The organism is Stenotrophomonas rhizophila, assembly GCF_003751305.1.
In the GTDB taxonomy this organism is placed as follows: domain Bacteria; phylum Pseudomonadota; class Gammaproteobacteria; order Xanthomonadales; family Xanthomonadaceae; genus Stenotrophomonas; species Stenotrophomonas rhizophila_B.
The window spans coordinates 1,378,078-1,403,816 of record NZ_RJKV01000002.1 but is presented as its reverse complement, the minus strand read 5'-3'; the positions used below and the strand labels follow the sequence as shown (position 1 = coordinate 1,403,816).

Annotated in this window: 22 protein-coding genes; 9 read left to right on the top strand and 13 right to left on the bottom strand. The window is 66.4% G+C overall.

From position 1 onward, the window contains the following. Positions 1-267: 267 nt before the first annotated feature. From EDF74_RS14730 to EDF74_RS14685, 10 genes are all read right to left on the bottom strand, one after another. Positions 268-1,140 (bottom strand): endonuclease/exonuclease/phosphatase family protein, encoded by an 873-nt coding sequence (locus EDF74_RS14730; protein ID WP_123730761.1) that lies wholly within the window; start codon positions 1,138-1,140, stop codon positions 268-270. After that, positions 1,140-4,322, bottom strand: coding sequence for a discoidin domain-containing protein (locus EDF74_RS14725; RefSeq protein WP_123730760.1), 3,183 nt, complete (start codon positions 4,320-4,322; stop codon positions 1,140-1,142). The genes EDF74_RS14730 and EDF74_RS14725 overlap by 1 nt, the downstream gene beginning before the upstream one ends. Further along, positions 4,319-5,155: a carbohydrate ABC transporter permease gene (locus EDF74_RS14720; RefSeq protein WP_123730759.1), complete on the bottom strand. Its 837-nt coding sequence runs from the start codon at positions 5,153-5,155 to the stop codon at positions 4,319-4,321. The genes EDF74_RS14725 and EDF74_RS14720 overlap by 4 nt, the downstream gene beginning before the upstream one ends. Further along, positions 5,152-6,033 carry a carbohydrate ABC transporter permease gene (locus EDF74_RS14715; RefSeq protein WP_123730758.1) on the bottom strand — a complete coding sequence of 294 codons (882 nt, stop codon included), beginning with the start codon at positions 6,031-6,033 and terminating at the stop codon, positions 5,152-5,154. The genes EDF74_RS14720 and EDF74_RS14715 overlap by 4 nt, the downstream gene beginning before the upstream one ends. Then, positions 6,030-7,352 carry a sugar ABC transporter substrate-binding protein gene (locus EDF74_RS14710; RefSeq protein ID WP_260232287.1) on the bottom strand — a complete coding sequence of 441 codons (1,323 nt, stop codon included), beginning with the start codon at positions 7,350-7,352 and terminating at the stop codon, positions 6,030-6,032. The genes EDF74_RS14715 and EDF74_RS14710 overlap by 4 nt, the downstream gene beginning before the upstream one ends. A gap of 27 nt (positions 7,353-7,379) precedes the next feature. Further along, positions 7,380-8,993, bottom strand: coding sequence for a glucoamylase family protein (locus EDF74_RS14705; RefSeq protein ID WP_123730756.1), 1,614 nt, complete (start codon positions 8,991-8,993; stop codon positions 7,380-7,382). 226 nt (positions 8,994-9,219) lie between these two features. Continuing rightward, positions 9,220-12,279 (bottom strand): TonB-dependent receptor, encoded by a 3,060-nt coding sequence (locus tag EDF74_RS14700; protein ID WP_123730755.1) that lies wholly within the window; start codon positions 12,277-12,279, stop codon positions 9,220-9,222. 90 nt (positions 12,280-12,369) lie between these two features. Further along, positions 12,370-13,407 carry a LacI family DNA-binding transcriptional regulator gene (locus EDF74_RS14695; protein ID WP_123730754.1) on the bottom strand — a complete coding sequence of 346 codons (1,038 nt, stop codon included), beginning with the start codon at positions 13,405-13,407 and terminating at the stop codon, positions 12,370-12,372. 148 nt (positions 13,408-13,555) lie between these two features. After that, complete coding sequence (locus tag EDF74_RS14690) at positions 13,556-13,825, bottom strand: BolA family protein (RefSeq protein WP_121038102.1); 270 nt, start codon at positions 13,823-13,825, stop codon at positions 13,556-13,558. Next, positions 13,822-14,121, bottom strand: coding sequence for a YciI family protein (locus EDF74_RS14685; protein ID WP_123730753.1), 300 nt, complete (start codon positions 14,119-14,121; stop codon positions 13,822-13,824). Before EDF74_RS14685 ends, EDF74_RS14690 begins: the two co-directional genes overlap by 4 nt. A 346-nt stretch (positions 14,122-14,467) precedes the next feature. On the opposite strand from EDF74_RS14685, the gene EDF74_RS14680 reads away from it, so the two are divergent. The 3 genes from EDF74_RS14680 to EDF74_RS14670 are packed head-to-tail and all read left to right on the top strand — an operon-like array spanning position 14,468 to position 18,200. Next, the gene (locus tag EDF74_RS14680) at positions 14,468-15,373 is read left to right on the top strand and encodes a segregation and condensation protein A (RefSeq protein WP_123730752.1); all 906 of its coding nucleotides are present in this window, start codon (positions 14,468-14,470) and stop codon (positions 15,371-15,373) included. 15 nt (positions 15,374-15,388) lie between these two features. Next, on the top strand, positions 15,389-16,390 hold the full coding sequence (scpB, locus tag EDF74_RS14675; RefSeq protein ID WP_123730751.1) for an SMC-Scp complex subunit ScpB: 1,002 nt from the start codon (positions 15,389-15,391) through the stop codon (positions 16,388-16,390). After that, complete coding sequence (locus EDF74_RS14670) at positions 16,383-18,200, top strand: pseudouridine synthase (RefSeq protein ID WP_123730750.1); 1,818 nt, start codon at positions 16,383-16,385, stop codon at positions 18,198-18,200. Before scpB ends, EDF74_RS14670 begins: the two co-directional genes overlap by 8 nt. A 159-nt stretch (positions 18,201-18,359) precedes the next feature. On the opposite strand, the gene EDF74_RS14665 is transcribed toward EDF74_RS14670, so the two are convergent. The 3 genes from EDF74_RS14665 to EDF74_RS14655 all read right to left on the bottom strand — a co-directional run bounded on the left by EDF74_RS14665 (position 18,360) and on the right by EDF74_RS14655 (position 20,867). Continuing rightward, complete coding sequence (locus EDF74_RS14665) at positions 18,360-18,794, bottom strand: hypothetical protein (RefSeq protein ID WP_123730749.1); 435 nt, start codon at positions 18,792-18,794, stop codon at positions 18,360-18,362. A 100-nt stretch (positions 18,795-18,894) separates the two neighbouring features. Continuing rightward, positions 18,895-19,701, bottom strand: coding sequence for an amidohydrolase (locus EDF74_RS14660; protein WP_123730902.1), 807 nt, complete (start codon positions 19,699-19,701; stop codon positions 18,895-18,897). A gap of 17 nt (positions 19,702-19,718) precedes the next feature. Next, positions 19,719-20,867: a pyridoxal phosphate-dependent aminotransferase gene (locus tag EDF74_RS14655; RefSeq protein ID WP_123730748.1), complete on the bottom strand. Its 1,149-nt coding sequence runs from the start codon at positions 20,865-20,867 to the stop codon at positions 19,719-19,721. 102 nt (positions 20,868-20,969) lie between these two features. Here EDF74_RS14655 and ccmA point away from each other — a divergent pair, with 102 nt between their 5' ends. The 6 genes from ccmA to EDF74_RS14625 all read left to right on the top strand — a co-directional run bounded on the left by ccmA (position 20,970) and on the right by EDF74_RS14625 (position 25,733). Next, the gene (ccmA, locus tag EDF74_RS14650) at positions 20,970-21,599 is read left to right on the top strand and encodes a heme ABC exporter ATP-binding protein CcmA (RefSeq protein WP_123730747.1); all 630 of its coding nucleotides are present in this window, start codon (positions 20,970-20,972) and stop codon (positions 21,597-21,599) included. After that, positions 21,596-22,291 (top strand): heme exporter protein CcmB, encoded by a 696-nt coding sequence (gene ccmB / locus EDF74_RS14645; protein WP_123730746.1) that lies wholly within the window; start codon positions 21,596-21,598, stop codon positions 22,289-22,291. Before ccmA ends, ccmB begins: the two co-directional genes overlap by 4 nt. A 123-nt stretch (positions 22,292-22,414) precedes the next feature. Next, positions 22,415-23,179: a heme ABC transporter permease CcmC gene (gene ccmC / locus EDF74_RS14640; protein WP_123730745.1), complete on the top strand. Its 765-nt coding sequence runs from the start codon at positions 22,415-22,417 to the stop codon at positions 23,177-23,179. Further along, the gene (locus tag EDF74_RS14635; RefSeq protein ID WP_123730744.1) at positions 23,176-23,361 is read left to right on the top strand and encodes a heme exporter protein CcmD; all 186 of its coding nucleotides are present in this window, start codon (positions 23,176-23,178) and stop codon (positions 23,359-23,361) included. Before ccmC ends, EDF74_RS14635 begins: the two co-directional genes overlap by 4 nt. Next, positions 23,358-23,819 carry a cytochrome c maturation protein CcmE gene (ccmE, locus tag EDF74_RS14630; protein WP_123730743.1) on the top strand — a complete coding sequence of 154 codons (462 nt, stop codon included), beginning with the start codon at positions 23,358-23,360 and terminating at the stop codon, positions 23,817-23,819. The genes EDF74_RS14635 and ccmE overlap by 4 nt, the downstream gene beginning before the upstream one ends. Continuing rightward, the gene (locus EDF74_RS14625; protein ID WP_123730742.1) at positions 23,820-25,733 is read left to right on the top strand and encodes a heme lyase CcmF/NrfE family subunit; all 1,914 of its coding nucleotides are present in this window, start codon (positions 23,820-23,822) and stop codon (positions 25,731-25,733) included. Positions 25,734-25,739: the final 6 nt, after the last annotated feature.

The window sequence follows — 25,739 nt, the reverse complement described above, 5'->3', positions numbered from 1 at the left end:
AGTGACGCAACAAACAGACAGCGGCCTTCGGGCCGCTGTCTGCGTTTGGGGGGGGGATGGCGCAGGCAGCGGGTGCGTCAGGCGGTCATGAGGGCGGCACTGAGAGCAATCCACGCATGGCGTGGATCTACACAGGCCATCGGATGCAACAAGGGTAGACCCACGCCACGCGTGGATCCTGCACGGGATACATCAAATGCAGATCCACGCCACACGTGGATGCGGCCGTTTGCGTGCTACGCCGTCACCGACGACGCGGCGCGCACCTCAGGGCGTCGTCGCGCCGGCGTTTCCGGTGGCCGGCGCGAACTGCAGCCGGGTCCACACGCCGTAATGGTCCGAGGCCCAACGGCCATCGGCGTACGGCTGGTCGAACAGGATCTTCGCCTCACGGGCAAGCAGTCGATCCTGCTGGAAGAAGATATGGTCGATGCGCGAGGGCGCGTCGTAGTAGTGCCGGTTGAGCGTGCTGACCTGGGCCAGTTCGTTGTTGACGTGCACGCTGCCGTAGCTGTCGCCATAGTGGTTGCGCAACTCGCTCAGATCACCGGCATCCACCAGTGCATTGAAGTCCCCCGCCACGACCACCGGCGCGTCGCCTGCGCTCTGCGCGATGAAGGCCAGCAGATCCGCCACCTGTTCTCCACGGATGCGGCTGCCGACCTCGTCCGAGCGCTCGTTCAAGTGCGTGGCATAGACATTGACCGGCCGACCGTCCACATCGATGCGCAGATGCGCCACGGTGCGGTAGTCGCCCAGCGGCGCCAGCAAGTGGTCGTTGCGCGACAGCACCGGACGACGTGTCAGCAACGCATTGCCATAGCGCTTGAAACGGCCCGGCGGATCGGTGGAGACGAACTGATAGTCGTAGCCCAGCTTGCGCGCCAGCCATGCGGCCTGGTTGCGCACGTGGGGCTTCTGGATCACTTCCTGCAGGGCGATGGCATCGGGCTTGAGTGCCTGCAGCTCGCGCAGGATCACCTGCCGGCGGGCCGGCCAGTCTTCGCGGTCGTGGTGCAGGTTGAAGGTGACCATGGTCATCGACTGCCCTGCCCCATCGCCCTGCGCCAGCGCCACCAGCGGCGCCAACGCCAGCACGGCGGCCAGCAGGCCGCGCATCATCATCGTCATCTGCCGCATTACGGTGCCTTGCGTTCCGCCCGGCGTACCGCCGCCGGAATCTCGATCTCGACCTTGGCCGGCACCTGCATCACGCGCAGTTCGCCGCCCACCCATTCCGCCGGCTCACCATTGACGGTGGTGGCCCCCGGCTCGCCACTGTACGGCCACGGCAGCACCACGCCACCGGCCGGCGGCACCAGGCCGGCCGACACGGTCAGGGTGAGCTGTTTGTCGTTGCGGATCAGCGCGTAATTGAGCTGCCCGTTCGGGGTGCGCAGACCCTGCACGCCAACACCCTTGCCTTCCAGCCAGCGCGACGGCACGCCGGCGGCCAGCACCAGGCTGTCATCGATGTCGCGGCTGTAGGCGAACATGTCCAATGCCGAACGCACGAAGTCCGAGGCCACCCACGCGTGGGGCAGGTCACCCAGGAAAAACGGTTTGCGCGGCGTGCGCGAGACCACTTCGGCCCACTGGTTCCACGGCTGCGGTGCACGGTCCTTGAAGAAGAACTCGGTCGCCTGCCAGGCGCGGTCGCGCCAGCCCAGGCGCACGAAGGCGGCCACGTTGCGCCACTCGTACGGGGTGTAGTCCTTCCACTCGCGCTTGCCATCGCGACGCGCTTCGAACTCGCTCCAGTAGCGCTCGAAGGTGTTGTTCAAGTACGGCTGCGGCAAGCGCCCCTGCTCGCCGGCCGGCGCCAGTGCGATGGTGGTCGAGGTCGCGTCGAAATCGCCCAGCTCGGCCGAACCGGGCAGGTAGTCGATCTTGTGCTGCGCGGTCGCCGCCAGCAGCGACGCCTGCAGGTCGTCACGGAACTGATCGCGCGACGCACTGATCTGCATCGCTTCGGCCTTGCCGAGCGTGCTGGCGATGATGGCCGCATCCTTGTAGCCGCGCAGCGCCCAGAAGTTGTCCCAGTACGAATGCATCGGCTTGGCCGAATAGCCTTCGTGGCTGATCGAGACCGGCATCATCCCGTAGAAGGCGGGGTTGCGCGCACGGTTTTCTTCGGTGCGTTCGCTCAGACGCAACTGCTCCATGTACTGGTAGGCGCCCTGCACGTGCGGCCACATCACCTCCAGGAAGGTGGTGTCACCGGTGTAGCGCCAGTACTCGGCGATGTTGAAGATCAGCTCGCCATGGCTGTCGTTCTCCGGCACCGGGTCGCTGCCGCGCGAATCCACGCAGCACGGCACCTTGCCATTGTCGAACTGATACGGCGCATACCAGTTCACATACTGGCGCACCGCATCGCTGCGGCCCATGCGCAGCAGACCTTCGGAAATCATTGCGCCATCGCGGATCCAGCTGCGCGAATACGAACGCGTGCCCGGCTGCAGGCTGGGGCCGATGCGCGATATCAGCATGTGCGCCAGCGAGGTGCGCAGCGTATCGGCCAGCGGCTTGCCGGCCGCGGGGACCTGCAGCGTCACCTGGTCCAGCTTGGTCCGCCACATCGAGGCGACCTGCTGCTGCGCCTTGGCCGCATCGAAGGCCTTGGGCATCACCCAGTTGCCGGTCTGCGGCAGCACGATGGCGACCTCGCGGCTCTGGCCAGGCTCCAGCTTCCAGCGGTACAGCAGCGCGCCCGACGCCAGGCCGGTGACATCCTTGACCTCGGTGGTCGCCGGCAGCTTGCCGCTGGCCAGGTGCACCACGTCGAGCTTGCTGTCGAACGCGGTGGCGAACGCCACGTCCGGTGCCTGCGCCGGGTACAGCCGCGGCGTGCCGTTGACGTCGACATGGGTCGGGTCGAAGGACAGGTTGTTGATCGGGCTGACGCCGCCGACGGTATTGAGGAACTGGGTCGGCGGGTTCACCTGCCATGGGCGCACGGCCAGGGCCAGGGTGTACTCGTGGGCGACCTTGTCCGGGTTGCGCAGGGTGTAACGACCGACCAGCTGCGCGTTGTCCGGCGTGCCCTGCACGAAGCCGGTCACCTGCAGGCCAGCCTTGTCGTGGGTCCAGCCGACGTTGGCGATCGGCAGGTAATCATCCTGCAGCGACTGGCTGGTCTTGACGTCGGCCCAGCTCAGCAGCTTGTTGTCGACCAGCACGAACGGCTCCAGGCTGAAGCTAGACTTGGCCACCTCCAGCGCACCGTCCTCACCGATCAGCGCCTGCTCGCGGCCGCCATCCAGTCCGAGCAGCGTCCAGTACGGCTGCTCACCGGTGAAGCCGCGGGGCACTGAACCGCGCGGCAGGTCGGCACCGACCGAACGGACGAAATCATTCGGGGTTGCAGCGAAGTCGAGCGGTTTGAGCGTGATGTCACGGATACCGTAGCGCCAGCTCGGGCCGCCCTTGAGGTCGAAGCGCAGGTAGCGCGCCTCCGTATCCGGCAGCGCCAGCCAGTCGCGGGCACCCCCACCGGCGGTCACCTCGCGCACCGTGTTCCAGGTGCGGCCGTCGGCCGACGAACGCACCACGTAACGCGTGGCCTCCAGCCCGGGCAGCCATTCGATCACCGCCCCGCCAAACTCGCGCACCTTGTGCAGGTCCAGGCTGATGGTCTGCTCGGCCACGCCGCCACTGATCCAGACCGTGTCCGGCTTGCCATCGACGATGCGGTTCTGCAGCGCAGTGGCGGTATCGGCGATCACCGACGGGCTCAGCGAAGAGGTGTCAGCGGCGGGCAGGCCCTGCAGCGTCAGCCGGTCGAAACAGACCGTGCCCTTGCCGCCGACCTTGCTGTAGATCGTGAACTCCACGGCCGCGCTGCGCTTGAGCGTCTTGTCGGTCTCCGGGCCCCAGGCCTTGTCGATCTGGCGCTTGCGGTACTGCACCGGCGTCCAGGTTTTGGGGAAGGCATAGCCGGGGCGGTTGACCCACCACACGTTGTCGCCGCTGGCGTCGATGAGCTTGAACTGCAGGTCGTTGGCCGGCGAGTCGCCGCGCAGCTGGAAGCCGAACTGGTAGTTCTCCGGGTACTGGATGCCCAGCTCGCGGCGGATGCCGACATAGCCGGACACGTTGTGGAAGTCGTAATCCACGCACAGCGCGCGGCCACCCCCACTACCGGCCACGCTGCGCAGCGAGCCGCTGACCTGGTCGGAGACGACCAGCTTCCACGGGGTCATGTCATCGAAGCTGTCCAGCACCTTGGGTGCGGGCAACACCGGCGTCGCCGGCGGTGCGGCCGAGGCCGCCAGTGACCAGACCAGACCCAGACCCACCGCGACGACGGCATGCTTCACCCTTTGACACTCCCCAGCAACAGACCTTGGATGTAATAACGCTGCAATGCCAGGAACAGCAGCAGCACCGGAACTACCGTGACCACCGCGCCGGCCATCATCATTTCAACGTCCATGATGTGCTCGCGCGAGAGCGTGGCCAGGGCCACCGGGAGAGTGTAGTGCTCCTGATCGGTCAACACGATCAAGGGCCACATGAAATCGTTCCAGGCGGCCATGAAGGTGAAGATCGACAGCGTCACCAGCACCGGCTTGAGCATCGGCAGCACGATCTGGAAGAAGATCCGCAGCTCCCCTGCCCCGTCAATGCGGGCCGCTTCCAGCAGCTCGTCCGGGATCGAACGGGCGTACTGGCGGACCAGGAAGATGCCGAACACCGTCGCCAGCGCCGGCACGATCACGCCGCCGAAGTTGTTGACCAGGCCCAGCTGCTTCATCAGCAGGAACAGCGGCAGCATCGCCACCTGCGCTGGGATCACCAGCGCGGCCAGCAGCAGCTGGAAGATGCGCTCGCGCCCAGCGAAGCGCAGCTTGGCGAAGGCATAGCCGGCCATGGTGTTGAGCAGCAGCGAGCCGAAGGTGATCGCCAGCGACACCATCAGGCTGTTGACGAAGTTGTTGGCCATGCCGGTGCGTGCGAACAACTCATGGTAGTTCGCGGTGGTCAGCGAGGACGGCAGCAGCGGCGGCGGGAAATGCGCCGCTTCGCCGGTCGGCATGAACGACACCGACAGCATCCACAACAGCGGCGCCAGGCTCAGGACCGCCAGCACCACCAGGCCACCATTGACCCACCAGGCATGCCAGCGCGATTGACCGATTTCACGACTCATACCAACTGCCTCTTGCGGCCGAAACGCAGCATGATGCTGGTCACGCCCAGGATGATCAGGAACAGCAGGAACGCCACCGCGGAGGCGCGCCCCAGGTTCCACCACTTGAAGCCTTCTTCAAACATGAAATACAGCACGCTGACGGTGCTCTGCAGTGGGTCGCCACGCGTCATCACGTAGGGCTCTGCAAACAGCTGGAAGTAGCCGGACACCGTGATCACGCCAACCACCAGCAGCACCGGGCCGAGCATCGGCAGGGTGATGTGCAGGAACTGCTTCCAGCGCGAGGCACCGTCGATACGCGCGGCCTCGTACAGGTCATGCGGAATCGCCTGCAGGCCGGCCAGGAAGATCACCATGTTGTAGCCGAAGTTCTTCCACACCGCGAACAGCATGATGGTCGGCATCGCCCAGTTCGGGTCGCCCAGCCAGTCGATCGGGCTGATGCCCAGATGGCCCAGGCCATAGTTCACCAGGCCGTAGCTGGTATGGAACAGGTAACGCCAGATCACCGCCACCGCGACCAGGGTGGTCACCACCGGGGCGAACAGCGCGGTACGGAACAACGCTTTGAAGCGGGCGGCCGGGGCATTGAGCAGGATCGCCGCACCCAACGACACCGCGATCGACAGCGGTACACCGACGATCACGAAATACGTGGTATTCCACAGCGACTTCCAGAACATCGGGGTCTGCAGCAGATCGATGTAGTTGCCCAGGCCGACGAAGCGCAGGTTGTCACCGTCGGCCAGTGCGTACAGGTCGAAATCGGTGATGCTCAGCGCCAGCGCCGAGAACACGGGCAAGCCGAAGAACACGGCGATGACCAGAATGGCCGGACCGGCGAACATCCAGCCGGCAAGCGAACGCTGCTTCATGGTGCCGCCTCCGTGGCCACGGCACTGGAGTGCGCCGTGTCGCTCGCCCCGGAGGATTCCTGCCGGTGCTGCTCATGCATCCAGCGGCGTTTGGCGAGGACCTTGTCCACGCGTTCGTCCAGCTCTTTCACTGCTTGATCCTGGTCTAGGCCACCACGCACCACCTGTTCGGTGGTGATCCGCATTTCCTGGGCGATCCGCTCCCACTCCAGCACCTTCGGGGTCGGCTTGACCCGCTCGAGCTGGTCGCGGAACGGCTGCGCCAATGGGTCGTTGGCCAGCGAGGGATATTCCCAGGTGCTGCGACGCGGCGGCAGGTCGCCGATGATCGAATGGAAGCGCTCCTGGATCGCCGGGCGCGACAGGAACTCGATCAGTTTCCACGAGGCTTCTTTCTGCTTCGAATCGCGGAAGATCACCAGGCTGGTCCCGCCGGCGATGCCCGCGCCCAGGCCATCCGGACCCGGCAGTGCGGCGGTGCCCCATTGCCCTTCCAGCGCCTTGGGCTGCAGCTTCTTGAACTCGCGGATGTTCCAGGGGCCGGACACGTAGAACACGTTGAAGCCGCGGAAGAACTCGTCCCAGACGTTGGAGATCTGCGTCTCGGACATGCGCGGGGCCCAGCCCTGCGCGAACATGTTCTCGTAGAAGCCCAGCGTCCTGCGGAAGCCCGGGCTGCTGAAATTGCCACGGGTGTCTTCATCGCGCAGCAGCGGATCGGGCTGCTGGAGGGCGAAGGACAGCTGCTGCTCGAACTCGTTGATCGGCATCAGCACCGCGTAGCGGTTCGGGCCCTGCATCGTCTTGATCGCCGCCATCATCTCGTTCCACTCGGCCCAGGTACGCGGCGGGTGGTCGTAGCCGGCCTTGGCGAGCAGGTCCTTGCGGTAATACAGCAGGCGCGTATCCACGTACCACGGCACCCCGACCAGTTCGTCGTGGATGACGTTGGTGTCCCAGATGCCCTGGAAGTAGTCGGCCGGGTCAACGACCTTGGACTGCGCCACGTAGGGCTGCAGCGGGGTCAGGGTATTGAGTTCGGCGAACTCGGGGATCCAGGTATTGCCCAGCTGGCATACGTCCGGCAGCCCTTCGGCGGCGAACGCGGTCAGCAGCTTTTCATGCGCGGCCGTCCACGGAATGTTCTGGACATCGACATGGATGCCGGGATTTTCAGCCTCGAACTCGCGCACCAGGCCGGTGACGACTTCGGCCTCGCGGCCCATCGCCCAGAAACGCACGGTGACCCCTTCCGGTTCTTTCCGGCAGGCACTCAACAACAGGCTGCCGGCAATCAGCAGCAACAGACTCAACCCCAGCTTCGGGCGCGACGACAATGGCACTGCTTACTTCCCCTGCTGCTGGTTGCGGTTCGAATTGGAATTGTTTTTCTGTTCCTGCGCCGCGGCCGCACGCGATTCGGCGATGCCGACCGAGCGGGCCGAGGCCGCCTTTTCATCTTTCTGCAGTTCCATCGGCTGATCCTCGCCTTCCGGCGTCAGCCAGCCACCGGTGAAACCGGCGCGTTCCAGGCCCTTGCGGATGTGCGGATTCTTCTTCATCACATCCCAGACGAAATCATTCCGGTAGTTGGCGATCATGGTCAGGATCGGGCCCTGGTCGATACCGATGTAATCGCTGGCCACCCAGCCGCGATCCGGCACCAGGCGACCGGTCTTGATCGGGATGTCGTAGTTGAAACTCGGGTTGAACGAGTCCAGGAAGCCGTAGCTGGAATAGATGTAATCGCCATAGCGCTTGTGCATTTCCACCGCGGCCGGAATGACTTCTTCCGGTGCGAACACGATCGAGGAGATCGCCGCGGTCGGCGCGATGGTGCCGTCATCGAAGTTCTCGCGCAGGCCGGCGCCGCGCGAAGAGTAATGCCGGAACTGGCGCTGCTCACCACGGTATTCCTGGGTGGTGTTCTGCGGGCCGTCGCTGGCGGTCAGGCCCCACACGTTCTGGCCGTAATCCTTCCAGTTCATCGGGTTGGCGATCGCGTACTCACGCTGCGCCAGGGCGGCTGACCGGCTGTTGAGGAAGTAGGTGCTGCCCCGCTCGCGCATGTAGGCATCCTGGATGTCGCGGAAGTCCACCCACACATGCGTGTACTGGTGGCCGAACAGCGGCCCGAAGGACAGGTATTCCTGGCCCTGGTAGACGCCCCAGTCGTTGTCGTAGGTGCGCGTCCAGACCGTCCAGGCGTCCGGGCTGACCGGGTGGGTCGGCGAGCCGAGCGCGAGGATGTAGACCATCATCGCTTCGTTGTAGCCCATCCAGTCGTGGTCAATGAAGCCGCTCTCCGGGAACCAGCCCATCGAGATCAGCGGCGCGCGCTGCTGCAGCCACGGCCAGTCCACGCGCTTGTAGAGCGTATCGGCGATCTCGCGGATCTCTTTTTCGCGCGCGTCGTCACCGTCGTAGTAGGACTGGGCGAACAGCACGCCCATCATCAGCAGCGCGGTATCCACGCTGGACAGTTCCACCCAGCTGTCGTAACGGCGGCCTTCCTGCATGTCCAGGAAATGGTAGTAGAACCCCTTGTAACCGCCCTTGCCGGTGCGCTGCGGGCCCATCGGCAGGTCACGGAAGAACTTCAGCGTCAGCAGGGTCCGGTCGATCGCCTGATTGCGGCTGACCCAGCCGTTCTCGATGCCGATCGGATAGGCGGTCAGCGCGTAGCCGACCGAAGCGATGCTGGCGAACGGACGCGACGGGTAACGGTCCGGGCTGAGCCCGTTCACTTCGTTGGTGGTATCCCAGAAGAACTGGAAGGTACGACGCTCGATATCGTCGAACAGCGGCGGCAGCTCCGGCTTCATCGGCCGCGGCGGCACATCCGCCTCGACCAGGATCACCGGCGGCTTGGGCTTGGCGGGCTCCTGCTGGGCCTGCGGCTGGCAGGCAACGGCGGCGAGACTGATCGTCGCAGCGGTCAACAGGTGGCGTGCCTGCATGGGCCAACTCCTTGTGCGTTGTTCGTGACTGGGAAGCATAACGTCCAATGACCTGAAATCGTTTACAGAGCGCTGCTTTAAAAAACCACGCATGCGTGGCCTTCGCGAGCGGGTCATTGCCCAGGCCGCTGCCACCCTCCGTGGCACCGGCCTGGACAATGGACTGGCCCGAAGGCCAGCCATTGCCGTGAAACCGGCCCCGTCCGAAGACGGGGCCGTGGTTGCATCAGAAGCGGAAGCCGACTTCAGCCTTCACCTGGCGCGGCGTACCGACGATATCGCCGGTCTCGTTGTAGCTGGCCTGCAGCTTGCCGTTGCTCTTGACGTAGTTGTACGTCGCGAAGTTGTCGAAGTTGAAGACGTTGATGATGTCCAGACGCGCATACAGCTCGGTATCGCCCGCCATCTTGAACGTCTTGGTGGCCTGCAGATCGACCGAACGGTAGCCGAAGATCTTGCCACCCAGCAGGAACTTGCCATTGGCCGTGGGCACCGCCGCCTGCGGGGTCGGCAGGTCATAGCCACTGGCCTGCGGCACCGGGTACCAGTCATTGACGGCGGTCGGCGTGGCCAGGGTGACCTTGCCACCGAAGGTGATGCCCCAGAAGCCCGCGTACGAACCGGTGACCACCAGGCGGTGGCGCGGCGCGCCGTTGGAACGGATGGTCGGGTAGTCCTCGATCAGGCCGCGGTCGAACGCGTACTTCTCGTTGATGTCGCGGTTGTGGCGCGCGGTGGTCCAGGTGTAGGCCACCGAGGTACCCCAGCCGCTTTCCTGGGTGAACGGCTTCTGCGCCGACAGCAGGACCTGGGTCGCACGGGTCTTGATGCCCTGCTGACCGATGATCAGGCTGCCGAAGCCCGGCACGTTGCAGCTCCAGGCCTGGCTCAGGCCCGGGTCGGTGCCGCCGCACAGGCGCGGGTCATCGAAGAACTGGCCGGTCGGGTAACGGTTGCCCAGGGTGAAGGCGAAGCCGTCGTAGCTCAGGGTGCGGGAAATGGTGGCATCGGTCAGCCACTCACCAACCTGGTTGCTCATGCCGAAGCTGAACTGATCCGAGTACGGCACTTTGAGGTTGTTGTTCAGCAGATCGACTTCCAGACCGGCATTGCTGGTCGAACCGACCAGGGTCTGCAGGTTGCCGATCCCGTTGAGCAGGTTCGGGTTCCAGTCATAGCAGGCGGCCTGGCCGTTGATGCAGGTACCGGTCGACGGGTTGCGGAAGTAGATGGTCGGCTGCGGCAGGGCCAGCTTGGTGGTTTCCAGCTGCAGGTTGTCGAACAGGTCGCGGTCGTACGAACGGCCGGCACCACCATGGAACACGTGCTGCTCGTCGGCGTTGATGTCATACGAGAAGCCCAGGCGCGGCTGCCAGGCATCCTTGAACGCCTTGCGGTTGCGGCCAGTGCTGATGTAATCGCCGATGTTCAGGCCACCCAGCGCCAGCGAATCGGCGTAGGTCTGGCCAGCGGCCGCACGCGGATCCTGCGAGTAGATCGCGTCGACCACCTGCTGCGGGGTCACGAAGTCCAGGTAGGACGGGGTCTTTTCGTAGTCCCAACGCAGGCCGAGGTTCAGCTGCAGATGGTCGTTGACCTGCCAGTCGTCCTGGATGAACAGGCCGATCTGCTTGGACTTCGAACGCACTTCGCCCGACACGCCCGACACGCCGGTCACCGGCTTGACGAACTGCGCCTTGTACGGGATGGAAGACGGGAAGTCCGGATCACCCAGGCTGTAGGTGAAGGTCGGATTGATCTGCGCGGCATCGGATGCGTACAGGTCGATCTGCTTGTACTTGGCGCCCATCTTGATGGTGTGATCGCCGGCCCACTGGATGCCATCCAGGGTCAGGTTGTCTTCGATCGACCAGCCCTTCTGGCCCTTCACCTGCGAATCCAGCGCCGATGCGCCACCGATCTTCACCACGGTGCGGTCTTCGGTGCCGTCCGGTGCGGTGTAGGTGATGCCGTTGGCCAGGGTCAGCGGGGTCGGGTTGTTGAACGAGTCTTCGTGGGTGACCATCAGTTCGTTGTAGTAACGCTCGCCGCTGTGGTTCCAGCGCAGGGCGTAACGACGGTCGGTGTTGACCACTTCACGGCCGGCTTCCGGGGCGGTCTGGCCGCTGAACTGCGACTGGGTTTCATCACGGTCCTGGAAGGTCAGCTCGATGCGATCGTTGTCGGTCGGCTCGAAGTCGACCTTGGCGAAGATCAGATCCTGCTGGAACGGCTGGCTGGCCGGGCCGAGGCCGGCGGCGCCTTCCGGCGGCAGCAGCGCGGCAGCAGGGCCGACCGCGCCGTCAGGTGCGATGGTGACCGGCAGGTCGAAGCGCTTGGCTTCATAGGTCACGAAGAAGTGGGCCTTGTCCTGGATGATCGGACCACCCAATGCAAAACCGTATTCCTTCTCGGCCGATGCCTCTTTCGTCTGGCCAGCCTGACGCTCGGCCGGGGTCTTGGCGCGCATGTCTTCGTTGGTATAACGGTAGAAGGTTTCACCCTTGAACTCGTTGGTACCGGACTTGGTGGCAGCGGTCACGGCCGCGCTCGACACCTGGCCGTACTCGGCCTTGTAGTTGCCGCTGATGACCTTGTATTCGCCGATCGCCAGCTGCGGGAACGGGTTGCCGGCGCTGCCGGACTGGCCGGCCACGCCGCCGCCCTTGACGTAGCTCTTCTGGCCCACGCCGTCGATGTAGACGTTGGTGCCATCGGAGTTGGTGGCACCGCCACGCAGGGAGGTGTTGCCCTTGGCATCACGGGTGAAGATCAGGCCCGGCACCGCGTCGGCGAATTCCAGGAAGTTGCGCGACACCTGCGGGGTGGTCTGGATCTGCTGCAGGCTGACGGTCTTGCCCACTTCGGAGGTGCGCACTTCCTGCAGCAGGGTCGGCGCAACCACGTTGACCGTGTCCAGGTTGGTGGCGTTGGCGGTGCTGCCGTTGGCCGGCGCGCCGCTGAAGTTCAGGGTCGCGGCCGAGGCCACGGTGACCGTCACCTTCTGGGTCTGGCCATTGGCCACGACGTCGTAGGTGCCCGGATCCAGGCCCATCAGCGAGTAGCTGCCATCGGCACGGGTGGTGGCGCGGCGCACGGTGCCGCTGGCCACGTTGGTCGCGGTGACCTCGGTACCGGCGGCGGTATCAGCGACCTGGCCGCGCAGCGACGAGGTGGCCGACTGCGCCATGACGCTCGGGGCGGCGCCCAGCATCAGGCAGGTGACCAGCGCGCTGGCCAACAGGCTGCGTGCGGGTGCGCGATTGCGGTGATTGGAATACGTCATGTAACTCTCCGGGTGGTGGTGGCCGTCTTTGCGGCCCCTGTCGTTTTATGTACTGCGTTGTTTTAAGGCGTCATGACCAACGGTCGTGACCTACGGCTCGTTTCTGGGCTTGCTTGAATCACGCACGATCAGGGTCGGCACGAGCGTCTGCTTGTCACCCTCCCCTTCCGTGTTCTTGCCATCCATCAACTGCAACAGGCGCGTCGCGGCCTTATCGCCGAGGTCGGCGATACTCACCTGCATCGTTGTCAACGATGGGTGAACGAAACGTGCCAGCGGAATGTCATCGAAACCCGCCAAGGCGACATCGGTCGGCACACGGACACCTGCCTGCGCGAACGCATACAGACACCCCAGCGCCATCATGTCGTTGGCGGCGAACACCGCATCGGGCAGCGTGCCGGCTGCCAGCAACTCCTGTCCGGCGCGATGGCCGGAAGCTTCGTCAAAGTCACCGGGCAACTCGATACCTTGGGCAGCATCGCCGAAGGCCGCCAGCGCATCGCGGAATCCGCGCAGGCGCTCACGGGCGTCGTAGTTGAGGTCCGGACCGGAAATGAAGGCGATGCGCCGATGCCCGACGTCCAGCAGGTGGCGGGTCATGGTCATCGCACCGGCATGGTCATCGATGCTCAGCACCGGATGATCCTGCTCGGGCAGATAGGTATTGATCAGCACCGTGGGCAACGACTGCGGCAGGTTGTCGGTGAGGAAACCCGGGCTCTCTGCATACGGCGAGAGCACCAGCAACCCATCGACACGACCGCGCATGGCACGCAGGGCCGCGCCCTGCTGCTCCTGGTCACCGTGGTAACTGGACACGAGCAGATGCTGGCGACGCTCGCGGGCGACCCCATCGATGCCGCGCATCAGTTCGGAGAAGAATTCGCCATAGAGATCGGGCAACACCACGCCAATGGTGTTGGTCCGTCGGCTGCTCAGGCTCCTGGCCGCTGCATGCGGGGTGTAGCGCAGACGCGCCGCCACCTCCAGCACCAGCTTGCGCACGGGCTCGGCAACATTTTCATGGCCATTGAGTGCGCGCGAGACCGTGGCAACAGAGACACGGGCTTCACGGGCGACATCTTTGATAGTGATCGCTGCCTTGTTCACTTCGCCGCCCTCCACGGCTTAGAGATCTGGGCTTGGCGCGGAATGTAAGCGTTTTCAAACCCGGATGTAAACACCACGTTAGTCTCCTGTCGTACGGCGGTAACCAAAAGCTGTCCATGGGCGACCCGTTCGGGACTGACCAGGACAAGGCGGGACAAGGGTTTCAGCGGTTTTTGACCGGTGTCTCGGCGCGAATGGACAACGCGTGGATATCGGTCTCCATCATGGTGCCCAGGGCCGCATAGACGGCCCGATGGCGCGCCAATGGGAGCTTTCCTTCGAACGCTGCGCTGACCACGTGCACCTTGAAGTGCCCCCGGCCGTCACGCGCGCCCTCATGGCCGGCGTGGCGGTGGCTGTCGTCCTTGACCTCCAGCAGCTCCGGATCCAGCGCCTGCTGCAGTGCCTGGCGGATGCGCTCGACCCGGTTCATGGCAGGACCTTGCGGAACGGACGCACCTGGACGCGCACGTAGATGCCCGCCTCTACATAAGGATCGGCGGCGGCCCAGTCCTGGGCGTGGGTCAGCGAATCGAACGCGGCGATCACCACGCTGCCGCTGAAGCCGGCCGGGCCGGGATCTTCACTGTCGATGGCCGGGCACGGGCCGGCCAGCAGCAGCCGTCCTTCGTCCTGCAGGGCCTGCAGCCGGGCCAGATGGGCTGGGCGCGACGCCAGACGGGCGGCCAGCACATCGGTGCCGTCATAGCCTTCAATCACATACCACACGGGCAACTCCGAGGTCTTGTTGAATCAATCCCGGGCATTCTAGCGGGGCCGGCTGGACACTGGCGCGGCAACCCCGTAGTCTTATGTCCATTGCACGTGGCTGGACGCAGCGCCCCGTCGGCAACCGGCTCCACCGCCGACCGACGACCGATCCACTGCCCCACACCAGCACACGTAGACGACCTCCCCGTAGTTCTGTCGCTGCCCGTCGCGGCGCGCCTTGCTGTTTGAAGTGTGGAATCGCGCCGACCCAGGCGTGTCATGGCTTGCCATCCTGCCGCCCGGCACTGTTCCGGACGCTGGCGTGGTGCGGCGACCGGTCCGTTGCAATACTGACGTCTATTTGATGACTGCCGAACTCGCGCTCGACGCGAACCCGCCAACCCGAGTGCCCGCCCCACAGCAGCAGGAAATGCCGCTGGCCGTGGTGCATGGACAACCGGTCCTGCAGATTCCGCAGGACCTGTATATTCCGCCGGACGCACTGGAAGTCATCCTGGATGCCTTCGAGGGTCCACTGGACCTGCTGCTGTACCTGATCCGCCGGCAGAACCTGGACATCCTGGATATCCCGGTCGCCGAGATCACCCGCCAGTACGTCGAATACATCAACGTCATGCAGGAGCTGCGCTTCGAACTGGCGGCCGAGTACCTGGTGATGGCAGCGATCCTGGCCGAAGTGAAGTCGCGGATGCTGCTGCCGCGGCCACCCAGCGTGGAGGGCGAGGAAGCCGATCCGCGCGCCGAGCTGGTCCGCCGGCTGCAGGAGTACGAACGTTTCAAGCAGGCCGCCGAGGACATCGACAGCCTGCCCCGCCAGGACCGCGACACCACCGTGGTCCATGCCTTCGTCCCCGACCGCGCGGCCGTCAAGCTGCCGCCGCCGGTGGATCTGAAGGAAATGCTGATGGCACTGCACGACGTGCTCAAGCGCGCCGAGCTGTTCACCGGCCACGCGATCAAACGCGAGGCGCTGAGCGTGCGCCAACGGATGGGCGACGTGCTGGGCCGTCTGGAAGATGGCAGGTTCTACCGGTTTGAAACGCTGTTCACCGCCGAAGAAGGCAAGCTGGGGGTGCTGGTCACCTTCCTGGCCCTGCTGGAACTGGCCAAGGAACAGCTGCTGGACATCGTCCAGGAAGCTCCGCTGGCGCCGATCTACGTCAAGTCCCTGGCCGCCGGCAACACCAACGAACCGCTGCAGTTCAACAGCGAGTTCGACGACGCCGACGCCGCCAACGAATCCGACTGAGTACCCGACCCACGCATGGATCAAGCACTGATCAACCGTATTGTCGAAGGCGCCCTGCTGGCGGCCAGTGAGCCGTTGACGCTGGCGCAGCTGCAGGGCCTGTTCCCGGAAGAGGAACCGGCACCGCCGGGCAGCATCGAACGCGCGCTGGAGCTGCTGCGCGAGGGCTGCCACGACCGTGGTGTCGAACTGGTCGAAGTGGCCTCCGGCTTCCGCTTCCAGGTCACCAGTGAAGTGCATGGCTACATCACCCGGCTGTGGACCGAACGCAAGACCCGCTACACCCGTGCCACGCTGGAAACCCTGGCCCTGATCGCCTACCGCCAGCCGATCACCCGCGGCGAGATCGAACAGGTCCGCGGCGTGGCGGTCAGCAGCAACATCATCCAGGCCCTGGAAGAACGCGAATGGATCCGCGTGATCGGCCACCGCGACGTGCCCGGCAAGCCGGCGCTGTTCGGGACCACCAAGGGCTTCCTGGATTATTTCGGGCTCAAGCGCCTGGACGAACTGCCGCCGCTGTCCGAGCTGCGCGACCTGGGTGAGCTGGAACCGCAGCTGCCGCTGGACAACGAAGGCCAACCGGCCGGTCGCCTGGCCGCAGGCGCTGCGACACCGGATGCCGAGCCGGACAGTGACGCCGCCAAGGACGACACGCCCCTGGCGCCGGCCGAGCCCGCCGGCCCGGCGGACCCGGGCGCAGCCCGGCTGGCCGCCCGTGTGGCGCTGGCCTCGGCGCGGCTGGCGGAGCAACCGGCAGATACGGACAATAGCGAGGCCTCCGCGGATGCGGGCGCCTCCGACACCCCATCCCATGCGCCGTTGTCGCTTGCCGACGACGACGCGGATACGACCGCCAGCGATGGCGAACCCGATACCGCGCCGGGAGAGCGCGCGGCGCCCCAGAACGAAACCGAAAACAACGCCGTCGCGAAGACGACCGTGGCTGTTGACGAAGCCGATCCCGAACCAGAGGCCGACGCACCCGTTGCCGGCCGGAGCCAAGTAAATGAGTGACACCCCCCGCAAGCCGTCGTTGAACAAGCTTTCGCTCAAGCGCGAATCCGCCTCCGAACAGCCCAAGCTCGAAGAGCGCCTGCACAAAGTGCTGGCGCAGGCCGGCCTGGGTTCGCGCCGCGCGCTGGAACAGCGCATCGCCGATGGCCTGGTCAAGGTCAACGGCGAGGTCGCGCAGACCGGCCAGTCGATCAAGAGCGGCGACAAAGTCGAACTGGACGGCCGTGGCTTCGTTGCCACCGCGCTGACCGAAACTTCCCGCGTGCTGGCCTACAACAAGCCGGAAGGCGAAGTGACCACGCGTGAAGATCCCGAAGGTCGCCCGACCGTGTTCGAAGCGCTGCCTGCCCTCAAGGGCGCGCGCTGGATCGCGATCGGCCGCCTGGACATCAACACCACCGGCCTGCTGCTGGCGACCACCGATGGTGAGCTGGCCAACGCGATGATGCATCCCTCCTACGAGGTCGAACGCGAGTACGTGGTGCGCGTGCGCGCCCCGGAAGGCGAAGAGAAAGTGCCGGACAACATCGTCGACCGCCTCGCCCGTGGCGTCGCGCTGGAAGACGGCCCGGCCAAGTTCGACGAGATCGAACGCATCGGCGGCACCGATTCGCACGACTGGTTCCGCGTGGTCGTCAAGGAAGGCCGCAACCGCGAAGTCCGCCGCCTGTGGGAATCGCAGGGCTGCCAGGTCAGCCGCCTGAAGCGTACGCGCTACGGCAAGGTCAGCCTGCCGCGCGAACTGCTGCGTGGCCAGTCGGTCGAACTGCCGGCCAAGCAGGTTGAAGCGCTGCGCGCCGAACTGAAGCTGGAAGAAGGCGCCCCGTCGGCGCTGACCCTGCAGCCGGTGATCGGCCAGCGCCGCGCCGCCAAGACCACCGTGCGCGTCTCGCGCGACGGCGGCCGGAGCAACGCTTACGTCAACGGCCACAACTCGGCCGATGAAGGCCGCGAGCTGCGTCGTTTCGACAACGTGCGCGAAGAGCGCGGTCGTGGCCGCGGCGGCAAGGGCGGCGGCTTCAAGGGTGGCCTGACGGTCAGCGGCGAAGCAGCGGCCAAGCAGTCGCAGCGCCCGTTCAAGGCGCGCCCGGACAAGGGCAACCGGGCGCTTCCGGACGGCAACCCGGCTGCGTTCCGCAGCTGGTACGTGCCGGACGGCGTCAGCACCGGCCCGAGCGGTCACCGCAATGCCGGCCCGGGCGCAGCCCGTGGTCCCGGCGCGCGTGGTCCGGGTGCCGGCGCAGGTGCGGGCGGCCAGGGCCGTCCGTACGGCAAGCCGAAGGGTCCGGGTGGCGCAGGCGGCCCGGGTCGCGGCAGCTACGGCGGCGGTGCTGAAGGTCGTGGCGGTTATGCCGGCGGTGGCGAAAGCCGCGGCGGCTACGGTGGCCAGGGTCGTCCGGCCGGTCCGGGTGGCGGTGGCGGTGGCAACCGCGGCGCCCAGGGTGGCCAGGGTGGCCAGGGGCCGTCCCGCCATCCGTACGGTCATCCGGGCAATGCCCCGAGCTTCCCGTCCGATCACGCCAATCCAGGGTCCAGCCCGTACGGCAGCGCGCGTCCGGCGGGTAACCGCGGCCCGGGTGGTCCGGGTGGCAATCGCGGCCCAGGTGGCCCCGGTGCCCGTGGTCCGGGTGGCGCCAACGCGCGCGGCCCTGGCGGTCCCGGTGGCAACCGTGGTCCGGGCGGCAATCGCGGCCCGGGTGGCCCCGGTGGCCCCGGTGCTCGTGGTCCCGGCGGCCCGGGTGGTCGTCCCGGTGGCAATCGCGGCCCGGGTGGCGGCGGTCACCGTGGTGGCGGCCCGCGCGGCGGCTGATCACTGATACGCTGAGATCAAAAAACCCCGGCTTCGGTCGGGGTTTTTTGTTGAGACGGCGCGGGCGGCGATCAACCCGGTTCGGTAGAGCCACCCCATGGGTGGCTGCGCTTCATGCCGGATGGGCCTTTCAGCCACGCATGGCGTAGTCCTACCCCCTCAACGGCGTTCGATGGTGAACCGCCCCACGCCCACGCCCAGATCCCAGCCCTTTCCGGTTCCGGCCAAGGCAAGCGATACATCGCCCTTGGTCATCACCTGCGCATTGCTGGATTTGTCCGCGCCGGCGTGCGCCTCAACGGCCGCATAGGATCCGATCAGGTCGTTGACCGAGTAGGCACCGGAGAACTTGCCCTTGCCGTCGACGATCTTCGACTTGCCCACGGTGAGGCCGCCGCCCTTGGCGGTGATCTTGACCGGGATGCGGGTGCCGTTGTCGCACTGGATGGTGCCGGTACCCGAGGCGGTTTTGTACAGCACCGACCAGCCGGCCAGGTTGTAGTGCAGCTCGCAATCAATGTTGCCGGCGGCCTGCGCGGCCGGGACGGCCGAGATGCCGGCCAGTGCGATCAATGCCAGGGAGAACTTCTTCATGCAGGTCCGCTCGTACTGAAGGGGTAACGAGCCGAATCTAGCAGCGGGCGCGTGTGGCGCGGATGATGCGCATCGCGCGCATCCGGCATCCGTTCAGCCGTCAGCTGCGTTCCTGCAGGCTGAAGCTGTCCGCATCGAGCATCGCCGGGAAGCGCGCGCGGTGCCCGGCCAGGGCCGCTGCCGAGAGGGTGGTGGTGACCACCTGCTCGCGTTCGCGTACTTCCACCTGCGGCTGACCCAGGAAATCGATCACCGCACTGTCGCCCGCGTAATGCAGCTCATTGCCATCCACACCGATCCGGTTCACCGCCGCCACATAGCAGAGGTTCTCGATCGCACGCGCACGCAGCAGCGTCTTCCACGCATAGGCGCGGGCCGACGGCCAGTTGGCCACGAAAATCTGCAGATCGAAATCCAGCTGGTCGGCGCGCTCGACGTTGTAGCGGTTGCGGCAGAACACTGGGAAACGCAGGTCGTAGCAGACCTGCGGATTGATCCGCCAACCCTTCCACTCCACGCTCAGGCGCTCGCGGCCAGCGGCATAGCGTTCGTGCTCGCCGCCGTAACGGAACAGGTGGCGCTTGTCGTAGTACTGCAGCTCGCCCTCCGGTGTGGCCCACAGCAAGCGGTTGTAGACGCCCTCGCCCACCCGCAGCTGCACGCTGCCGGTGACCGCCGCGCCCAGCCGCACAGCCTGCTCGCGGATCCAGGCGACGGTGGGGCCGTCCATGCCCTCGGCCTTGTCGATGGCATCGTTGGAGAAGCCACTGGTGAAGGTCTCCGGCAGGATCACCAGATCGGTCTGCCCGGCCAGCGGCGCCAGCAGCGCACCGTAATGCGCGCGATTGCCCGCCGGGTCGTGCCAGCGGGTGTCACCCTGGATCAGGGAAACGCGCAGATCCTGCAGCTCGGTCACAGCACTCATCACAGTGCCCGCAGGCGTTCGATCGCCGCGTCCATCGTGGCGTCGTTCTTGGCAAAGCACAGGCGGACCAGGCGCTGGCCGGCCGGCGCGGTCTCATAGAACGGCGACAGCGGGATCGCCGCCACGCCCTTCTCGATGGTCAGCCATTTCACGAATTCGTGGTCCGGCAGATCGCTGACGGCCGAGTAATCCACCAGCTGGAAGTAGCCTCCCGGCACCGGCAGCGGTGTCAGCCGCGTGGTCAGCAGCTGGTCGCGGAAGCGGTCGCGCTTGGCCTGGTAGAACGCGCCCAGGTCCAGATGGTGTTCTGGCTCGTCGCGGATCATCGCGGCGAAGCCATACTGGGCCGGGCCGAAGCTGGTGAAGGTGTTGTACTGATGCACCTTGCGGAATTCGGCGGTCATCGCCGGCGGCGCGATGGCATACCCGATCTTCCAGCCGGTGCAGTGGTAGGTCTTGCCGAAGCTGGAAATCACGAACGCGCGCTCGCGCAGTTCCGGATGGCGCAGCGAGGATTCGTGGCGACGGCCGTCGTAGATGATGTGCTCGTACACCTCATCGGAGATCAGGTAGATGTCGGTGCCACGCAACACATCGGCCAGCGCCTGCATGTCGTCGGCGCTGAGCATCGCGCCGGACGGGTTGTGCGGCGTGTTGACCATCAGCAGCCGGGTACGCGGTGTGATCGCGGCACGCACGCGGTCCCAGTCGACCGCGAAGGTCTGCGGGTCCAGCGGCACGTGCACGGCACGCGCGCCGGCCAGGTCGATCGCCGGCTCGTAGCAGTCGTAGGCCGGGTCGAGCACGATCACGTCCTCGCCGGGACGGACCACGGCGTGGATGGCGTTGAAGATTGCCTCGGTGGCACCGCTGGTGACGGTGATCTCGGTATCCGGATCCACCTGGGCGCCGTACAGATCCAGCGACTTCTGGGCGATGGCCTGACGCAGTGGCGCCACGCCGGTCATCGGCGGGTATTGATTCAGACCGCCCTGCATCGCGGCGATGGTTTCATCGATCAGCCGCTGCGGTGCGGAGAAATCCGGGAACCCCTGGCCAAGGTTGACCGCCCCGTGTTCGGCGGCGAGCTGGGACATCACGGTGAAGATGGTGGTGCCCACCTTGGGCAGCTTGGTTTGCGGTTGCATCGGCAGCAGGGAAAGATCCGGGGGAACTCCCAGTGTACGCAAATCATCCAGCCCGTTCCCCCGATACAATGGCGGCCCATTCCGGTGCAAAGATCCCGCCCCTTGAACGCCCCTCCGTTGCTGGCCGCGCATGGCCTTGGCTTCAGTCGCAACGACGAACCCGTCTTCGGCCCGCTGGACCTGCACGTGGATGCCGGCGAAGCCCTGCTGGTGCAGGGTGACAACGGTGCCGGCAAGACCACCCTGCTGCGGGTGCTGGCCGGCCTGCTGCGCGCCGACAGCGGCCAGGTGGAGATCGATGGCAAGCGTGCCGGGCACAAGGAACGCGCGAACTACGTGGCCTACCTGAGCCACCTGCCCGCGCTGAAGCAGGACCTGGACACGCTGGAGAACCTGCATTTCCTGTGCGGCCTGCACGGCCGCCGCGCCCGCCAGATGCCCGGAAACGCGCTGGCCATCGTCGGCCTGGCCGGGTATGAGGACACCCTGGTGCGGCAACTGTCGGCCGGGCAGAAGCGCCGCCTGGCGCTGGCCCGCATCTGGCTCTCGCCCGCGCCTCTGTGGCTGCTCGACGAGCCCTACGCCAATCTGGATCTGGACGGCATCAACCTGGTGAACCGCATGATTTCCGCGCATCTGCGCAGCGGCGGCGCCGCTCTGGTCACCACCCATGGCGCCTATTCCGCCCCGCCGGTGCGCACGCGCCTGCTGACCCTGGGAGCGGCGGCATGATCGCGCCGGGGACGGAACCGGGCCTGTGGCAGACCGCACGGGCGCTGGTCGCCCGCGACATGCGCCTGCTCTGGCGCCGCCGTGGGGATGCGCTGCAGCCCGTGCTGTTCGCCCTGCTGGTGGTCGTGCTGTTCGCATTGGCACTGGGTCGTGATCCGGAGGCCATGGCGCGGGTGGCGGCAGCCGTGATGTGGCTGGCGGTGCTGCTGGCCGGTCAGCTGGCGATGGATTCGCTGTTCCGCAGCGATGCCGAAGATGGCTCGCTGGAGCAATGGTTGCTCGCCCCCGTCCCGTTGGCCTGGCTGGTGCTGGTGCGGGTACTGGTGCACTGGCTCACCACCGCGCTGCCGCTGATCGTGATGTCGCCGCTGTTGGCGGAAATGCTGCATCTGCCGCATGACCAGCTGCCGATGTTGCTGGCATCGTTGCTGCTGGGAACGCCCTTGCTGAGCCTGATCGGCGGGGTGGTCGCCGCGCTGACGGTCAGCATCCGGCGCTCTGGTATTCTCGTGGCGCTGCTGGCCCTGCCGCTGTATGTGCCGGTGCTGGTGTTCGGTGCGGGCAGTGTGGCGGCGGTCGCCCGCGGCCAGGATCCGATCGGTGCGCTGCTGATGCTGGGCGCCGGGCTGGTGGTGGCGCTGGTGCTGGCCCCGCTGGCGACGGCCGCGGCGATCCGCATCTCGCTGAGTTGAGCGGTATGGCGTACTGTCGGAGGCGTGCGCTGCGTTGTGAGCGTCACCTGCATCCGCGTCATCCGTTGCCGAGCCACTCCACGTCCGTTCCATCGTCGCCCTTCGTTGGATAGCCACTGCCGCATGCACCCGATCGTCCGCTGGTTCCACCAACTCGGTTCGCCGCCCACCTTCGACCGCTTTGCCGCGCGCTGGTCGCGCGTGTTCTACCTGGCGGCGGTGCCGGTGCTGCTGATCGGCATCTGGCAGGCGCTGGCAGTGGTGCCGGCCGATTCCAAGCAGCTGGACAGCTTCCGCATTCTCTACATCCACGTGCCCAGCGCGTGGATGAGCCTGTTCGTGTTCGCGCTGATGGCGCTGTACGCGGCGATCGCGCTGATCTGGCGGATCAAGACCTGCGAAATCCTGGCGATGGCCTGCGCCCCGCTCGGCGCCGGCTTCACCCTGATCACCCTGCTCACCGGCAGCATCTGGGGCAAGCCGACCTGGGGCACCTGGTGGGACTGGGACCCGCGCATGACCACCGAGCTGATCCTGCTGCTCCTTTACCTGGGCGTGATCGGCCTGTATTACGCCATCGAGGACCGTCGCAGCGCCGCGCGCGCGGCCGGGCTGCTGGCCATCGTCGGGGTAAGCCTGCTGCCGGTGATCCGCTATTCCGTGGAATGGTGGGGCAGCCTGCACCAGGGCCAGACCATCCGCCTGTTCGGCGAATCCACGCTGGATGCCAGCATGGCGCTGCCGCTGTGGCTGATGGTGATCGGGACCAAGCTGTGGTTCGCCGGCTCGCTGCTGGCCAAGGCCCGCGCCGACAACCTGCTGCGCGAGGCCGGCAAGGCCTGGGTCACCGCCGGCATCCGTGCACCGCTGGAGGACCGCCGCCCATGACCCACCTGCCCTATGTGATTGCCGCCTACGCGGTGTTCGTGCTGGTGCTGGGCAGCGATGCCATCGGCTCCTGGCTGCGCCTGCGCTGGGCGCGCCGCCTGGCGGTCCGCCGCCAGCAGCGCCAACAGGCCCGTGCGGCGGCCGGCAGCGCGCCGCCGCTGGCGCCGGAGCTGACCCGATGAATCCGGTCCGGCGTCGCCGCCTGCTCTGGGTGATGCTGCTGGTGCTGGCCTCCGGCCTGGCCACCGCGCTGGTCGCGATGGCCCTGCAACGCAATATCGCCTACCTCTATACCCCGTCCGAAGTGCTGCGCGGCGATGCCGGCGATCACGCCCGGTTCCGCCTGGGCGGCATGGTGGTCAAAGGCTCGCTGCAACGTGCGCCCGGCTCGCTGGATGCGCACTTCGTGGTCACCGACGGTGACGCGACCCTGCCGGTGATCACCTCGCGGATCCTGCCGGACCTGTTCGCCGAGGGCACCGCCGTGGTCGCCACCGGCCGCCTGCAGGACGGTCGCTTTGTCGCCGAGGAAGTACTGGCCAAGCACGACGAGACCTACATGCCCAAGGAAGTGGCCGACAAGATGGGCCAGGCACACACCAAACACGATGTGCCCGTGCCGGCGCCGGAGACGTACTGAGTGCTGCCGGAACTGGGGCAGATCCTGCTGGTCACCGCGCTGTTGATGGCCGTGCTGCAGACCGTGCTGCCACTGTGGGGCGCCCATCGCGGCCGCACCACGTGGATGGCGGTGGCACGACCGGCGGCGTATGCGCAGCTCGCGCTGCTGCTGGGTGCATTCGGCGTGCTGACGGCCGCCTTCGTCACCCAGGATTTCTCGGTGCGCTATGTGGCGGAGAACTCCAACTCGCTGCTGCCACTGGCCTACCGCTACTCGGCGGTCTGGGGCGCGCATGAAGGCTCGCTGCTGCTGTGGGCGCTGGTGCTCGCGCTGTGGTGCGGCGCCGTGGCGCTGTGGTCCAAACGCCTGCCGGCCGAGGTGGCCGCCCGCGTGCTGGGTGTGCTTGGCATCATCAGCATCGGCTTCCTCGCCTTCCTGATCTTCACCTCCAACCCGTTCGCGCGGCTGATTCCGGCGCCGCTGGAAGGGCGCGACCTCAATCCGCTGCTGCAGGATCCCGGGCTGATCATCCACCCGCCGATGCTGTACATCGGGTACGTGGGTTTCTCGGTGCCCTTCGCATTCGCGATCGCCGCACTGCTGGAAGGACGCGTGGATGCGCGCTGGCTGCGCTGGACCCGGCCGTGGACAAATGTGGCCTGGGGCTTTCTGACCATCGGCATCGCGCTGGGCAGCTGGTGGGCGTATTACGAGCTGGGCTGGGGCGGTTGGTGGTTCTGGGATCCGGTCGAGAACGCCAGCTTCATGCCGTGGCTGGCCGGGGCCGCGTTGATCCATTCGCAGGCCGTCACTGAAAAACGCGGCAGTTTCGCCAGCTGGACGCTGCTGCTGGCCATCGCCGCCTTCGCGCTGTCATTGCTTGGCACGTTCCTGGTGCGCTCGGGCGTGCTGACCAGCGTGCATTCGTTCGCGGCCGATCCGTCGCGCGGCACCTTCATCCTGATTTTCCTGGCGCTGGTGATCGGCGGCGCGCTGCTGCTCTACGCGCTGCGGGCCGGCGCGCTGACCAGCGAAGATCCGCGCCGCGGCTTCCTGCCGACCTCGCGCGAGACCCTGCTGCTGGCCAACAACCTGCTGCTCGCCGCCGCCTGCGGCATGGTGCTGCTCGGCACCCTGTATCCCCTGCTGGCCGATGCACTGGGCCTGGGCAAGGTCTCGGTCGGGCCGCCCTACTTCGGCACGCTGTTCGTGGTGTTGATGGCGCCGCTGGTGGCGCTGCTGCCGTTCGGGCCGCTGGTCAACTGGCAGCGCGACCAGGCCTCGCGGCGGTTGGCGATGCTGGCACCGTGGGCGGGGCTGGCGCTGCTGCTGGGCGTGATCGCGTACTTCATGGCGCCGCAGGGCGCGTTGAAGACCGCTGCCGGCGTGACCGGTGCGGCCTGGGTCGCGTTCGGTACCGGGCGTTTCGTCTGGACCCGCCTGCGCGGCAACGGCAGGTTCACTGCCGAGATGGTCGGCATGCTGCTGGCCCATGGCGGCGTGGCCGTGTTCCTGGCCGGTGCGCTGCTGGTGGAAGCATTGAACGTGCAGCGCGAAGTCGCGCTCGCCCCCGGGCAGTCGCTGGTGGTGGGCAGCTATGAAGTGCGCTTTGAAGGCGTGGACCATCAGCAAGGCCCCAACTACATTGCCGACCGCGGGCACCTGCGCGTGCTCCAGCACGACCGCGAACTGGCCCTGCTGCATCCGGAAAAACGCCTGTACGCCAGTGGCGGGCAGGTAATGACCGAGGCGGGCATCCACGCCCGTCTCAACGGCGATGTTTACGTGGCACTCGGCGAATCGCTGGGCAACAATGCATGGGCCGTGCGCGTGCACATCAAACCGTTCGTCCGCTGGATCTGGCTGGGCGCGCTGCTGATGGCACTGGGTGGCTTCGTCACCGCCGCCGATCGTCGTTTCCGTCGTCCCTAGGAGTTC

Bases quoted from the DNA above. Each gene is read 5' to 3' on its own strand.
- EDF74_RS14730 (WP_123730761.1), bottom strand. From the start codon at position 1,140: ATGCGGCAGATGACGATGATGATGCGCGGCCTGCTGGCCGCCGTGCTG.
- EDF74_RS14720 (WP_123730759.1), bottom strand. From the start codon at position 5,155: ATGAGTCGTGAAATCGGTCAATCGCGCTGGCATGCCTGGTGGGTCAAT.
- EDF74_RS14715 (WP_123730758.1), bottom strand. From the start codon at position 6,033: ATGAAGCAGCGTTCGCTTGCCGGCTGGATGTTCGCCGGTCCGGCCATT.
- EDF74_RS14705 (WP_123730756.1), bottom strand. From the start codon at position 8,993: ATGCAGGCACGCCACCTGTTGACCGCTGCGACGATCAGTCTCGCCGCC.
- EDF74_RS14700 (WP_123730755.1), bottom strand. From the start codon at position 12,279: ATGACGTATTCCAATCACCGCAATCGCGCACCCGCACGCAGCCTGTTG.
- EDF74_RS14690 (WP_121038102.1), bottom strand. From the start codon at position 13,825: ATGAACCGGGTCGAGCGCATCCGCCAGGCACTGCAGCAGGCGCTGGAT.
- EDF74_RS14680 (WP_123730752.1), top strand. From the start codon at position 14,468: ATGACTGCCGAACTCGCGCTCGACGCGAACCCGCCAACCCGAGTGCCC.
- scpB (WP_123730751.1), top strand. From the start codon at position 15,389: ATGGATCAAGCACTGATCAACCGTATTGTCGAAGGCGCCCTGCTGGCG.
- EDF74_RS14670 (WP_123730750.1), top strand. From the start codon at position 16,383: ATGAGTGACACCCCCCGCAAGCCGTCGTTGAACAAGCTTTCGCTCAAG.
- EDF74_RS14665 (WP_123730749.1), bottom strand. From the start codon at position 18,794: ATGAAGAAGTTCTCCCTGGCATTGATCGCACTGGCCGGCATCTCGGCC.
- EDF74_RS14655 (WP_123730748.1), bottom strand. From the start codon at position 20,867: ATGCAACCGCAAACCAAGCTGCCCAAGGTGGGCACCACCATCTTCACC.
- ccmB (WP_123730746.1), top strand. From the start codon at position 21,596: ATGATCGCGCCGGGGACGGAACCGGGCCTGTGGCAGACCGCACGGGCG.
- ccmC (WP_123730745.1), top strand. From the start codon at position 22,415: ATGCACCCGATCGTCCGCTGGTTCCACCAACTCGGTTCGCCGCCCACC.
- EDF74_RS14635 (WP_123730744.1), top strand. From the start codon at position 23,176: ATGACCCACCTGCCCTATGTGATTGCCGCCTACGCGGTGTTCGTGCTG.
- ccmE (WP_123730743.1), top strand. From the start codon at position 23,358: ATGAATCCGGTCCGGCGTCGCCGCCTGCTCTGGGTGATGCTGCTGGTG.